Genomic DNA, 12810 nt, shown 5'->3' on the forward strand with positions numbered 1-12810 from the left:
AGGGGCGAGGGGATGACGGAGTGAGGCGGAGGAATGATGTGGTTTGGTTGTCGGCGGCTTGCCGGATGGAGGCAGCAGGCCGAGCGTCGTGGCGGTGGCCGCGTGGTGCGCTTTGGTTTTTTGGCTGCAACTGCATCGTGCTCCAGACCCCGCACGGCCAAACCCCCTCGCCCCCTTGGGGAGAGGGCTGGGGTGAGGGGGCGATGCCAAGGACCGACACAGCCGCCCGACCACCACACAACGCAACCCTCTCACCGCGCGTACGCGACAACGTATACGAGCGAGCACCCCACAGAAGCCCAGTCATCACGAGCGCTCCTGCCAGGCGGGCGTGCGTTTTTCCAGAAAGGCGCTCAGGCCTTCCTGACTTTCCGGGCTGGTGCGCAGGAGGGCAATGGCCTGTTCGGTGGTCTGGCGCAGGTCGGCGCTGAAATCGCCATCGCCCACTTCCAGCAGCAGGTCCTTGCAGGCCTTGAGTGCCTGCGGGCTGTTGAGCAGCAGGTTGTCGACCCATTGCTCCAGCGCGGCGTCCAGTTCACTGGCCGGGTAGGTCTCGGCGAGCAGGCCCAGTTCGCGGGCACGTGTGCCGTCGAAGCGTTCGGCGGTCAGCGCGTAGCGGCGGGTGGCGCGCTCGCCGATGGCCTTGACCACGTACGGGCTGATCACCGCCGGCGCCAGGCCGATGCGGACTTCCGACAGGCAGAACAGTGCGTCGCGGGCGCCGATGGCCATGTCGCAGCAGGCGATCAGCCCCAGCGCGCCGCCAAAGGCCGCGCCCTGTACCACGGCCAGGGTTGGCTGCGGCAGCTGGTAAAGGCGCTGCATCAGCTCGCCGAGTTCGTGGGCGTCAGCCAGGTTCGCCTGGTAGTCGAGTTTGGCCGACTCGCGCATCCAGCCGAGATCGGCGCCGGCGGAGAAGTGCTTGCCACGCCCGCGCAGGATGAGGAAGCGGATGCCCGCATCGTCCTGCACCTGGGCCAGTGCGGCGTTCAGTTCGCCGATCACCCGGGCGTCGAAGGCATTGTTCTTGTCCGCGCGGTTGAGCCAGAGGGTGGCGACGCCGCGTGGGTCCCGTTCCAGTTGGATAGTGCTGAAGTCGCTCATAGTCTGTCGCATTCCTCGATGCTTCTTTTTGTAGGAGGCCCGACCTCGGGGCGAAGCTTTTCTGTCAGGCAGGCTGTCGGCTGCATTCGCCGCGAGGTCGCGCCTCCTACGGTTGGGCGCGCCTTGATGTCGCTACATGCGGAAAACACCAAATTTAGTCGGCTCGATCGGAGCATTGAGCGCGGCGGACAGCGCCAGCCCCAGCACCTCGCGGGTCTGCGCCGGGTCGATCACGCCGTCGTCCCACAGCCGCGCGCTGGAGTAATAGGGATGGCCCTGGCGCTCGTACTGTTCGAGGATCGGCTGCTTGATGGCGGCTACCTCGTCGTCGCCGAGGCTCTTGCCGGCGCGTTCGCTCTGTTCCTGCTTGACCTGGGCGAGTACCCCGGCGGCCTGTTCGCCGCCCATCACGGCGATGCGCGCGTTGGGCCACATCCACAGGAAGCGCGGGTCGTAGGCGCGGCCGCACATGCCGTAGTTGCCGGCACCGAAGCTGCCGCCGATGAGCACGGTGAATTTTGGCACCTGGGCGCAAGCCACCGCGGTGACCAGCTTGGCGCCGTGCTTGGCGATGCCGCCGGCCTCGTATTTCTGCCCGACCATGAAGCCGGTGATGTTCTGCAGGAACAGCAGCGGAATGCCGCGCTGGCAGGCCAGTTCGATGAAGTGCGCGCCTTTCTGCGCCGCCTCGGCGAAGAGGATGCCGTTGTTGGCGAGGATGGCGATCGGGTAGCCGTGCAGATGGGCGAAGCCGCAGACCAGGGTGGTGCCGAACAGCGCCTTGAATTCATCGAACTCGCTGCCGTCCACCAGCCGCGCGATCACTTCGCGCACGTCGTAGGGTTGCTTGGCCTGGGCCGGAATCACACCGTACAGCTCGTCGGTGGCATACAGCGGTGCACGCGGTTCGCGGGTCTGCAGCTGGCCAAGCTTGCGCCAGTTGAGGTTGGCCACACAGCGGCGGGCGATGGCCAGCGCGTGTTCGTCGTTCTCGGCGTAATGGTCGGCGACGCCGCTGGTCTTGCAGTGCACGTCGGCGCCGCCCAGGTCCTCGGCAGTTACCACTTCGCCGGTGGCAGCCTTCACCAGCGGCGGGCCGGCGAGGAAGATGGTCGCCTGGTTGCGCACCATGATGGCCTCGTCGGCCATCGCCGGCACGTAGGCGCCGCCGGCGGTGCAGGAGCCCATCACCACTGCGATCTGCGGGATGCCCATGGCGCTCATGTTGGCCTGGTTGAAGAAGATGCGGCCAAAGTGTTCGCGGTCCGGGAACACCTCGTCCTGACGCGGCAGGTTGGCGCCGCCGGAGTCCACCAGGTAGATGCAGGGCAGGCGATTTTCGCGGGCTACGGTCTGCGCGCGCAGGTGCTTTTTCACCGTCAGCGGGTAGTAGGTGCCGCCTTTAACGGTGGCGTCGTTGGCGATGATCATGCACTCGACGCCTTCGACGCGGCCGATACCCGCGACCACGCCGGCGGCGGCGACGTCTTCGCCGTAGACCTCATGGGCGGCCAACGGCGCGAGTTCGAGAAAGGCCGAGCCGGCGTCGAGCAGGGTGTCGATGCGCTCGCGCACCAAGAGCTTTCCGCGTGAGACATGGCGCTGCTGGGCGGTGGCGCCGCCGCCTTCGCTGACGCGGCCGAGCAGGGCGCGCAGGTTGTTCACCTGGTCGAGCATCGCCGCGCTGTTGGCGGCGAACTCCGGTGAACGGGTATTGATCTGGGTGTGCAGGATGGCCATGGTTGGCTCCGTTCAATTCCATCATGGATGGCTCTGCCATCCACCGACTGCGGTGGAAAACGCTTCGCGGTTTTCCACCCTACGGGGGTTGGGCGTTGTTCCGCCCGCAGCTCACCTGGATTCGTTGAACAGCTCGCGGCCGATCAGCATCCGGCGGATCTCGCTGGTGCCGGCGCCGATCTCGTACAGCTTGGCGTCACGCAGCAGGCGGCCGGTGGGGAATTCGTTGATATAGCCGTTGCCACCGAGGATCTGGATCGCCTGCAGAGCCATCTGCGTAGCGTTTTCGGCGGTATAGAGGATCACCCCGGCGGCGTCCTTGCGGGTGGTCTCGCCACGGTCGCAGGCCTGGGCGACGGCGTAGAGATAGGCGCGGCTGGCGTTGAGCTGGGTGTACATGTCCGCCACCTTGCCCTGGATGAACTGGAACTCGCCGATGCTCTGACCGAACTGCTTGCGGTCGTGGATATAGGGCACCACCACGTCGAGGCAGGCCTGCATGATCCCGGTCGGGCCGCCGGCCAGCACCACGCGTTCGTAATCCAGGCCGCTCATCAGCACCTTGACGCCGCCGTTCTCGAGGCCCAGCACGTTCTCTTCCGGCACCTCGACGTCATCGAAGAACAGCTCGCAGGTGTTGGAGCCGCGCATGCCGAGCTTGTCGAACTTGTTGCCGCGGGAGAAACCCTTCCAGTCGCGCTCGACGATGAACGCGGTGATGCCGTGCGGCCCCTTGTCCAGGTCGGTCTTGGCGTAGATCACGTAGGTGTTGGCGTCCGGGCCGTTGGTGATCCAGGTCTTGCTGCCGTTGAGCACGTAGCGGTCGCCGCGCTTTTCGGCGCGCAGCTTCATGGAGACCACGTCGGAGCCGGCATTCGGCTCGCTCATGGCCAGCGCGCCGACGTGTTCGCCGCTGATCAGCTTGGGCAGGTAGCGGGCCTTCTGCTCGGGGTTGCCGTTGCGGTTGATCTGGTTGACGCACAGGTTGGAGTGGGCGCCGTAGGAGAGGGCGACCGAGGCCGAGCCGCGGCTGATTTCTTCCATCGCCACCACGTGGGCCAGGTAGCCGAGGCCGGCACCGCCGTACTCCTCGGAGACGGTCACGCCGAGCAGGCCCATCTCGCCGAATTTTCTCCACATGTCAGCCGGGAACAGGTTTTCCTGATCGATGGCTTCGGCGCGCGGGGCAATCTCGGCGGCGACGAAGGCCTGCACCTGCTCGCGCAGCATGTCGATGGTTTCACCGAGGGCGAAATTGAGGCTGGAGTAATTCATGGGGCCACCTGCTTGTCTTGTAATTGTTCTGTTTTCAGAGGATTCGTTCGTCCGGCGGAGTGCGGGCCGGCGCTCTGGTAGCGGTCTGACGTCATCGAAATGGATGATCGCTCTCTGCTTTACGTTAACGTAAAGGTCCGCTCTCGGTCTGTCAACACACCGCCGAGCCGGCATGCTGCAAGCATAGGCCTGCCAAGGTGCGGCCGCCGGTAGTCGGTCCTACGGTGGTGTTTCGTGGCAGGGCACTCGCCGCGAGGCTGGCGGGACTAAACAGGCAGTGGCCGCAATGCCGGCCTGCCACCCGACGAGGAACTCCATGCCCCGCATCGGCTTCGCCTGCATGTATCGCCACCCGCAACAGAGCCTCTCGCTGAAGGAGCTGGAGCGCATCGAACGCACCTTCAATCCGCGCAGCACCACGCTGCGCTGGATGGCTTCGGTCGGTCGCGCAGCGGCGGAGGCGAAGCTCGAGGAGATCGTCGAGCACAATCTGAGCGCTCAGCGGGTGTTGCTCGAATACGTCGCCACGTTGCCGCCGATGCTGCGCATGTTGCGCCTGTCCAGCGACTTGCTGCCGTTCTACAGCCATGCCGAGATCGCGCCGTTCTATCGCCGTGCTGAAATACAGAGCCGCCTCGAGGCGGGTTTCGCCGCGATCGGCGAGCTGGCGCGGGCCAACGATATCCGCCTGTCGATGCATCCCGGCCAGTACTGCGTGCTGGGTTCGGACAAGCCGCTGGTGGTGGAAAACAGCCTGGCGGAATTCGAGTACCACGCCGACATGATCCGCATGATGGGTTACGGCCGGCGCTTTCAGGACTTCAAGTGCAACCTGCATATCGCCGGGCGGCTCGGCGCCGAGGGCGTGCGTGCCGTGTGGCCGCGCCTGTCGGCCGAGGCGCGGCACTGCATCACCTTCGAGAACGACGAAAAGACCTATGGCCTGGACGACTGCCTGAGCCTCGCCGACCTCGCGCCGGTGGTGCTGGATATCCATCACTGCTGGATTCACGAGAACCGCTATATCGAGCCGGACGACCCGCGCATTGAGCGCGTTCTTGAAAGCTGGCGCGGTGTGCGGCCGACCATGCACTACTCGCAGCCGCAGGAGAGCCTGATGGATATGGGCTTCGCGCCGGAGCGTAAGCTGGAAATCCCCGAGTTGCTGGAAAAGGTCAGCAAGCGCGACCTCTATGCGCACAGCAAGCGCATGTGGAACCGCTGGACGAATCGCTATGCGTTTCAGTTTCTGGATCGCTTCGACATCATGCTCGAAGCCAAGGACAAGAACCTCGCTGCGCTGGATTTCCTTCACGAGTACCAGCACGAAAGTGCCTGACGGGGCGGGCGCGGCATCATTGTGAAGCACCCGGTTTCGCGCCGCGGTTGCTCGCTTCCAGGCATGCCGTACAGTCTGATCTGACCTGCAACTGGCCCCGCGCAACACCGCTGGATACTGGCCTTTTGACTGCTCACACCCCTCGACTTTCGCCTACCCTGCGACATATTGTCAGCTAGTTACCTTTACGTTAACGTAATCGTGACCTAGGGTGACTGTCAGCAGCGCCAGCGCCCTTGCGAGCACGCCTCATAACAAACATAAGACTGAGGAAAATCGTCATGAGTCTTCCGAGCTATACCTGCGGACCGCAGAGCAAACCCCTGTTGCCCATGACCATCGGCGCGGCGTTCGACCGTACCGTGGAGCGCTTTTCCCAGCGTGAGGCCTTGGTGGTGCGCCATCAGCAGCTGCGTTACACCTGGGCGGAACTGGCGGAGGCGGTGGACCGTTGCGCGCGTGGCCTGCTGGCCCTCGGACTGCAAGCTGGCGAACGAGTGGGCATCTGGTCGCCGAACAATGCCCAGTGGTGCATCACCCAGTTCGCCACCGCGAAGATCGGCGTGGTGCTGGTCAACATCAATCCCGCCTACCGCCTCAGCGAACTCGAGTACGCCTTGAAACAGTCCGGCTGCCGCTGGCTGATCTGCGCCGATGCCTTCAAGACGTCCGATTACCACGCCATGCTCCACGAGCTGCTGCCGGAGCTGGAAAGCGCCGCCGTCGGCGCCCTGCAGAGCCATATGCTGCCCGAGCTGCGCGGCGTGATAAGCCTGTGTGACAAGCCGGTGGACGGCATGCTGCAGTGGCAGGCGCTGATGGAGATGGCCGAGCAGGTCGGCCCCGAGCAGTTGCGCCAGTGCGGCGAGCGTCTGCAGTTCGACGACCCCATCAACATCCAGTACACCTCTGGCACCACGGGCTTCCCCAAGGGCGCCACGCTCAGCCACTACAACATCCTCAACAACGGCTACATGGTCGGCGAGAGCCTCAGGCTGACCGAGCACGACCGTCTGGTGATCCCGGTGCCGCTGTACCACTGCTTCGGCATGGTCATGGGCAACCTCGGCTGTGTCACCCATGGCACCACCATGATCTACCCGAGCGCCGCCTTCGAGCCGCTGGCCGCGTTGCAGGCTGCGGCCGAGGAAAAGGCCACCGGCATGTACGGCGTGCCGACCATGTTCATCGCCATGCTCGACCACCCGGAGCGCCAGTCGCTGGACCTGAGCAGCCTGCGCACCGGCATCATGGCCGGCTCTACCTGCCCGATCGAAGTGATGAAGCGTGTCATCGACGACATGCACCTGGCCGAAATGCAGATCGCCTACGGCATGACCGAAACCAGCCCGGTCTCGACCCAGACCAGCGCCGACGACGACCTGGAACGTCGCGTGACCAGCGTCGGCCGCACGCAGCCGCATCTGGAAAGCAAGATCGTCGACGAGCACGGCGCGGTGGTGCCGCGCGGGCAGATCGGCGAACTGTGCACCCGCGGCTACAGCGTGATGCTCGGTTACTGGAACAACCCGGACGCCACCCGCGATGCCATCGACGGCGCCCGCTGGATGCACACCGGTGACCTCGCGGTAATGGACGATGAGGGTTACATCAAGATCGTCGGCCGCAACAAGGACATGATCATCCGCGGCGGCGAGAACGTGTACCCGCGCGAGATCGAGGAATTTCTCTTCACCCATCCGGCGGTCGCCGATGTGCAGGTGATCGGCGTGCCGGACAGCAAGTTCGGCGAGGAGATCGTCGCCTGGGTCAAGCTGCACCCGGGCCATCAGGTCGAGGCCGAGGCGCTGCGCGAGTTCTGCAAGGGTCGCATCGCCCATTTCAAGACGCCGCGGCATATCCGCTTCGTCGACGACTTCCCGATGACCATCAGCGGCAAGGTGCAGAAGTTCCGCATGCGCGAGATCAGCGTGGTCGAGCTGGGCATCAGCGAACAGCACTGACCGGCACCGGCCGGGCTCGCCCGGCCGCCCCCTTCGAAGTCCGTTCACGTATACGGAGCTTTCCATGACGCTGCCCATTACTCAGCCGATCAGTCGTTTTCCGCTACCCGATAGCCTCGACGCGCTACCCGCCGATCTGCGCGAACGGATTCTCGCCGTACAGGAAAAGGCCGGTTTCATTCCCAACGTCTTTCTCATGCTGGCCCATCGGCCGGCGGAGTTCCGCGCCTTCTTCGCCTATCACGATGCGCTGATGGAGCGCGAAGCCGACAGCCTGACCCAGGCCGAGAAGGAGATGATCGTGGTGGCGGTCAGTGCCGACCACGGCTGCCTGTATTGCGTGGTCGCCCATGGCGCGATCCTGCGCATCCTCGCCAAGGACGCGCAGCTGGCCGACCAGATCGCTGTCAACTACCGCACCGCGCCGATCTCCGCACGCCAGCGCACGATGCTCGATTTCGCCCTGCACCTGGCCGTCGGCCGCGGCGTGCTGGATGACGTCTGGCAGGCGCGGCTGGAAGCGCAGGGTTTCAGCCGCGACGACATCTGGGACATCGGCGCCATCGCCGGGCTGTTCGGCCTCTCCAACCGCCTGGTGTCCATGGCGCGCACCCCGCCCAACGATGAGTTCTACCTGCTGGGTCGTGTGCCCAGAAGCACCGCGCGCTGAGCGCGACACCGCATTACCGCATGAGGTGGTAATCCAGTCCGGCAGGGAGTCGCGGTCGGGCTAACACAGCTGCATTCATCAACAATAACAAGAGAGACATCTATGCACCTGAAACCCCTGAGCCAGTACTTCCTCTTCGGTGGCATGGCCGCTGCACTCGGCGCCCCGGGCATCGCCAGCGCCGCGTTCGTCGATGACGCCACGGCAAGTCTGGAGTTGCGCAACTTCTATATGAATCGCGACTACCGCGAAGACGGCCAAGTCGATTCCCCGCGCCACAAGGGCGAGCCCAAATCCAAGGCAGAGGAGTGGGGCCAGGGCTTCATCCTCAACCTGCAGTCCGGCTTCACCGAAGGGCCGGTTGGCTTCGGCGTCGATGCGCTCGGCCTGCTGGGGGTGAAGCTTGACTCCGGCGCCGGCACCAGTGGCACAGGCACTCTGCCGCGTAGTCCGAGCAGCGCCGAGCCAGTGGACGACTACAGCTTCCTCGGCCTCACCGCCAAGGCCAAACTGTCGAATACGGTGCTGACCATTGGTACCCATCAGCCAACCCTGCCGGTGCTGTTCCGCAACGATACCCGCATGCTGCCGCAGACCTTCGAGGGTGCGCAGATCCTGTCGAAGGAAATCGAAGGACTGACTGTACTCGGCGGCCAGTTCCGCTCGACGCGCCTGCGTGATTCGTCCAACTACGGCGACATGACCATGTTCGCCGACGGCTCGAGTGGCGGTGTGGCCAGCGACCGCTTCAACTTTGCGGGCGGCAGCTATGCCTTCACTCCGAAACTCACCGCCACCTATTACTACGCTGAGTTGGAAGACAACTACAGCCAGCATCACGTCAACCTGCTGCACGTGCTGCCGCTGTCCGAGCGGCTCAGCTTGAAGTCCGATATCCGCTACTTCAAGAGTGACGGCGAAGGCAATGCGCGGGTCGACAACCGCAACATTGGCGGCATGTTCAGCATGCTCTACTCCGGGCACTCCCTGGGCCTGGGCTATCAGGATCAGAGCGGCGACACCGGCATGCCTTTCGTCGGCGGCGGTACCGATCCATGGACGCTCAATACCCTTACCTACCACCACTTCTTGCGGGCAGAGGAGGATGGTTGGCAGCTGCGTTACGACTATGACTTCGCCGCAGCTGGCATTCCGGGGCTGGCGCTGATGGCGCGTTACGTGCGCGGTGACAACTTCGAGATTGGTGGGGTGGATGCCAAGGAATGGGAACGGGACGTGGACCTGGCGTACACCGTGCAGAGCGGCCCGCTGAAGAACTTCAACGTGCGGTTGCGCAATGTGATGTACCGCGGCAGCCACACCACGGATCTCGATGAGAACCGGGTGATTGTCAGCTACATGATGAAGTTCTGATGTGAGAGGGGCATGGCCGGACCGGGCAATGGTTCGGCTGTGCTTTTTTACGTAGCGTGAGGTTTGATTTGGCGGCGGTGGTAAGCCGGTCGCCGAGTCGCTTGATAACGTGGTTTCGCCCTGCCGGGCAGGTTTCTTTGGCCGCCGCCCCGGATGGCCGCCCCCTTCAAATTGATCGTGCCCACGCTCCAGCTCGGGCACGCCGAGGGCGGACGCTCTGCGTCCAGGGCGCAGGAGCGCCGGAGATAGGGTTCGGTATCAGCGCTATCGGCCGCACGGCAGGGCGAATCGATGCGCAATTCCCGTAACACCGACGCAAGCAACACGATCAAACCATAGTCCCGAATGCTGGCCATTTGCCCAGGTTCTCCGCGCTTTTCCGATCAATCATCCGTTTGAAAAAGCCACTTGCCGTATACGGAAACTGGTTGTTATCGTTTACGTAAAGGTCATGCAGTGACCTGCGCCATAACCAACAAAAACAATCAAGGTTAGAGGGCACCCAATGGAACCAGAGTTCGTGCTGGAAACGCGCGGCCTGACCAAGGAATTCCGCGGCTTCACCGCAGTGGATTCCGTCGATCTGAAGGTCCGTCAGGGTCACATCCATGCGCTTATCGGCCCCAACGGCGCCGGCAAGACCACCGTATTCAATCTTCTCACCAAATTCCTTACGCCCACTCGCGGCGAGATCCTCTATCGCGGCAAGAACATCACCTCGATGAAGGCCAACGAGATCGCCCGGCTCGGTCTGGTGCGCTCGTTCCAGATCTCCGCGGTGTTCGGCCACATGAGCGTGTTGGAGAACGTGCGTGTCGCGCTGCAGCAGAAGATGGGCAACTCCTTTCACTTCTGGAAATCCGAACGCAGCCTGCGCGAGCTGGACGACAAGGTGATGCAGCTGCTCGCCGAGGTCGATCTGCAGTCCTTCGCCCAGACCCTCGCCGTCGAGCTGCCCTACGGCCGCAAGCGCGCGCTGGAGCTGGCCACCACCCTGGCGCTCGACCCCTTCGTGCTGCTGCTCGACGAACCGACCCAGGGCATGGGCAGCGAGGACGTCGACATGGTCGTCGAGCTGGTGCGCAAGGCGGCCGCCAACCGCACGGTGCTGATGGTCGAGCACAACCTCAGTGTCGTCAGCCGGCTGTGCGATCGCATCACCGTGCTGGCGCGCGGCTCGGTGCTTGCCGAAGGCGACTACGAAAGCGTTTCGGCCAACCCGCAGGTGCGCGAAGCCTATCTCGGCAGCGAAGCCGCGACCCTCGAGGAGGCGCACGCATGAATCCACCCATGGACCGCGATCAGCTGCGCGTCAGTGATCTGCATGCCTTCTACGGCGAGTCGCACATTCTGCATGGTGTCGATCTGGTGGTCGGCCGCGGCGAGCTGGTGACCCTGCTCGGACGCAACGGCGCCGGGCGCTCCACCACGCTGCGGGCGATCATGAACATGGTCGGGCGCCGCACCGGCTCCATCGTGGTCAACGGCAACGAGACCATCGGCATGCCGGCGCACCAGATTCCGCGCCTTGGCGTCGGCTACTGCCCGGAAGAACGCGGCATCTTCGCCAGTTTGAGCGTCGAGGAGAACCTGCTGCTACCGCCTACGGTGCGCAGCGGCGGGATGAGTCTGGACGAGCTCTACGAGATGTTTCCCAACCTCTACGAGCGCCGTTTCAGCCAGGGCACGCGGCTTTCCGGTGGCGAACAGCAGATGCTGGCCATGGCGCGCATCCTGCGCACCGGCGCCAACCTGCTGCTGCTCGACGAGATCACCGAAGGCCTGGCGCCGGTCATCGTGCAGAAGCTCGGCGAGGTGCTGATCAAGCTCAAGCAGCGCGGCCTGACCATCGTCCTTGTGGAGCAGAACTTCCGCTTCGCCGCGCCATTGGCCGACCGCCATTACGTCATGGAACACGGCCGCATCATCGAAGAGATCGAGGCGGCCGACCTGGATTCGAAGAAGGATTTCCTCAATTCCTGTCTCGGGGTGTGAGCCCCGGACGACTCAGGAAGCAGCAACCGGCCGCAGTGGATGCCGGCTCCGACCACAACAAAAACAATCGAGAGTGGTGATTACATGAGCTTTTTCCGCAAGAGTGCGAGCGCCATCCTGGCTTCAACCCTGATCGCCTCGGCCGCCCAGGCCGAGATCAGCAACGACGAAATCCGGATCGGCTACCTGGCCGATATGTCCGGCACCTATCGCGACCTGTCCGGCCCGGGCGGCCTGGAGGCGCTGAGAATGGCGGTGGAGGATTTCGGCGGCAAGGTCGATGGCAAGAAGATCGTCGTCTTCCATGCCGACGACCTGAACAAGCCGGACGTCGGAGCCAACACCGTGCGTCAGTGGATCGACGAGCGCAACGTCGACATGGTGACCGGCATGGTCGCCAGCTCCGTGGTACTGGCCGCGAGCAAGGTGGTGGAGCAGGGCGGCAAGCTGGCACTGATCTCTGGCGCGGCGGCATCGAGCATCACCAACGAGTTCTGCTCGCCGAACCATATCCACTGGACCTACGACACCTACGCGCTGGCCAACGGCACGGCCAAGGCCGTACTCGCCGACGGCGGCAAGAGCTGGTTCATCCTCACCGCCGACTATGCCTTCGGCCATTCCATGGAGACCGACATCACCAAGGTGGTGGAGGGCGAGGGCGGCAGCGTCGTCGGTAAGGTTCGCCATCCGTTCCCAAGCAATGATTTCTCTTCGTACATGTTGCAGGCCCAGGGCTCCGGTGCCGAGGTGATCGCCCTGGCCAACGCCGGTGCCGATACGGTCAACTCGCTGAAGACCGCCAGTGAGTTCGGCGTCACCCAGTCCGGGCAGAAGCTCGCCGGCATGGTGGTGTTTCTCAACGACATCCATGCCATGGGCCTGGACGTGACCCAGGGTCTGATGCTGACTACCGGCTGGTACTGGGACATGAACGATGAAACCCGTGCCTGGGCCAAGCGCTATTACGAACGCACCAAGCGCATGCCGGGCATGGTGCACGCCGGCATCTACTCGGCGACTACCCACTATCTGAACGCAGTGAAAGCCGCTGGCACCGACGAGACGGTCGCGGTGCGCGCACAGATGGCCAAGACCCCGGTCAACGACATGTTCGCCAAGGACGGGCGTATCCGCGAGGACGGCCGCATGGTCCACGACATGTATCTGGTGCAGGTCAAGACGCCGGCCGAATCCAGCGGCGAGTGGGACCTGTACAAGGTGGTCAGCACCATCCCCGGCGAGCAGGCATACCGGCCGATCGCCGAAACCCAATGCACCAAGCTGGTCGCCAAGGACTGACCGACTAGGCCGCGCTATCACCCGGTCGGTAACGGCCGGGTGCCACG

The 12810-nt window shown here is 64.0% G+C and carries 10 protein-coding genes; 7 read left to right on the plus strand and 3 right to left on the minus strand.

The window, feature by feature from the left end; translation table 11 throughout:
* Nucleotides 1–306: 306 nt before the first annotated feature.
* The 3 genes from CXK91_RS22005 to CXK91_RS22015 all read right to left on the minus strand — a co-directional run bounded on the left by CXK91_RS22005 (nt 307) and on the right by CXK91_RS22015 (nt 4119).
* On the minus strand, nt 307–1104 hold the full coding sequence (locus CXK91_RS22005) for a gamma-carboxygeranoyl-CoA hydratase (protein ID WP_103458127.1): 798 nt from the start codon (nt 1102–1104) through the stop codon (nt 307–309).
* Between the two features lie 132 nt (nt 1105–1236).
* A complete protein-coding gene (locus tag CXK91_RS22010) occupies nt 1237–2844 on the minus strand; it encodes a carboxyl transferase domain-containing protein (protein WP_103458128.1) in 1608 nt (535 codons plus the stop codon).
* A 111-nt stretch (nt 2845–2955) separates the two neighbouring features.
* Entirely contained in the window at nt 2956–4119 is a 1164-nt protein-coding gene (locus CXK91_RS22015; protein ID WP_103458129.1) for an isovaleryl-CoA dehydrogenase, read from the minus strand.
* A gap of 316 nt (nt 4120–4435) precedes the next feature.
* On the opposite strand from CXK91_RS22015, the gene CXK91_RS22020 reads away from it, so the two are divergent.
* From CXK91_RS22020 to CXK91_RS22050, 7 genes are all read left to right on the plus strand, one after another.
* Nucleotides 4436–5458, plus strand: a complete 1023-nt coding sequence (locus CXK91_RS22020; protein WP_103458130.1) for a UV damage endonuclease UvsE — start codon at nt 4436–4438, stop codon at nt 5456–5458.
* A 281-nt stretch (nt 5459–5739) separates the two neighbouring features.
* Nucleotides 5740–7422 (plus strand): AMP-binding protein, encoded by a 1683-nt coding sequence (locus CXK91_RS22025; RefSeq protein WP_103458131.1) that lies wholly within the window; start codon nt 5740–5742, stop codon nt 7420–7422.
* Nucleotides 7423–7486: 64 nt separating this feature from the next.
* Nucleotides 7487–8092: a peroxidase-related enzyme gene (locus CXK91_RS22030; RefSeq protein WP_103458132.1), complete on the plus strand. Its 606-nt coding sequence runs from the start codon at nt 7487–7489 to the stop codon at nt 8090–8092.
* Nucleotides 8093–8194: 102 nt separating this feature from the next.
* Nucleotides 8195–9466, plus strand: a complete 1272-nt coding sequence (locus CXK91_RS22035; RefSeq protein WP_103458133.1) for an OprD family porin — start codon at nt 8195–8197, stop codon at nt 9464–9466.
* 505 nt (nt 9467–9971) lie between these two features.
* Nucleotides 9972–10748, plus strand: coding sequence for an ABC transporter ATP-binding protein (locus CXK91_RS22040; RefSeq protein WP_038662717.1), 777 nt, complete (start codon nt 9972–9974; stop codon nt 10746–10748).
* The gene (locus tag CXK91_RS22045; RefSeq protein WP_015275979.1) at nt 10745–11461 is read left to right on the plus strand and encodes an ABC transporter ATP-binding protein; all 717 of its coding nucleotides are present in this window, start codon (nt 10745–10747) and stop codon (nt 11459–11461) included. The genes CXK91_RS22040 and CXK91_RS22045 overlap by 4 nt, the downstream gene beginning before the upstream one ends.
* Nucleotides 11462–11545: 84 nt before the next feature.
* Nucleotides 11546–12763 (plus strand): ABC transporter substrate-binding protein, encoded by a 1218-nt coding sequence (locus CXK91_RS22050; RefSeq protein WP_103458134.1) that lies wholly within the window; start codon nt 11546–11548, stop codon nt 12761–12763.
* The last annotated feature ends 47 nt before the right edge of the window (nt 12764–12810 follow it).

Origin of the sequence: Stutzerimonas stutzeri, assembly GCF_002909485.1 — a bacterium.
Classification (GTDB): domain Bacteria; phylum Pseudomonadota; class Gammaproteobacteria; order Pseudomonadales; family Pseudomonadaceae; genus Stutzerimonas; species Stutzerimonas stutzeri_AH.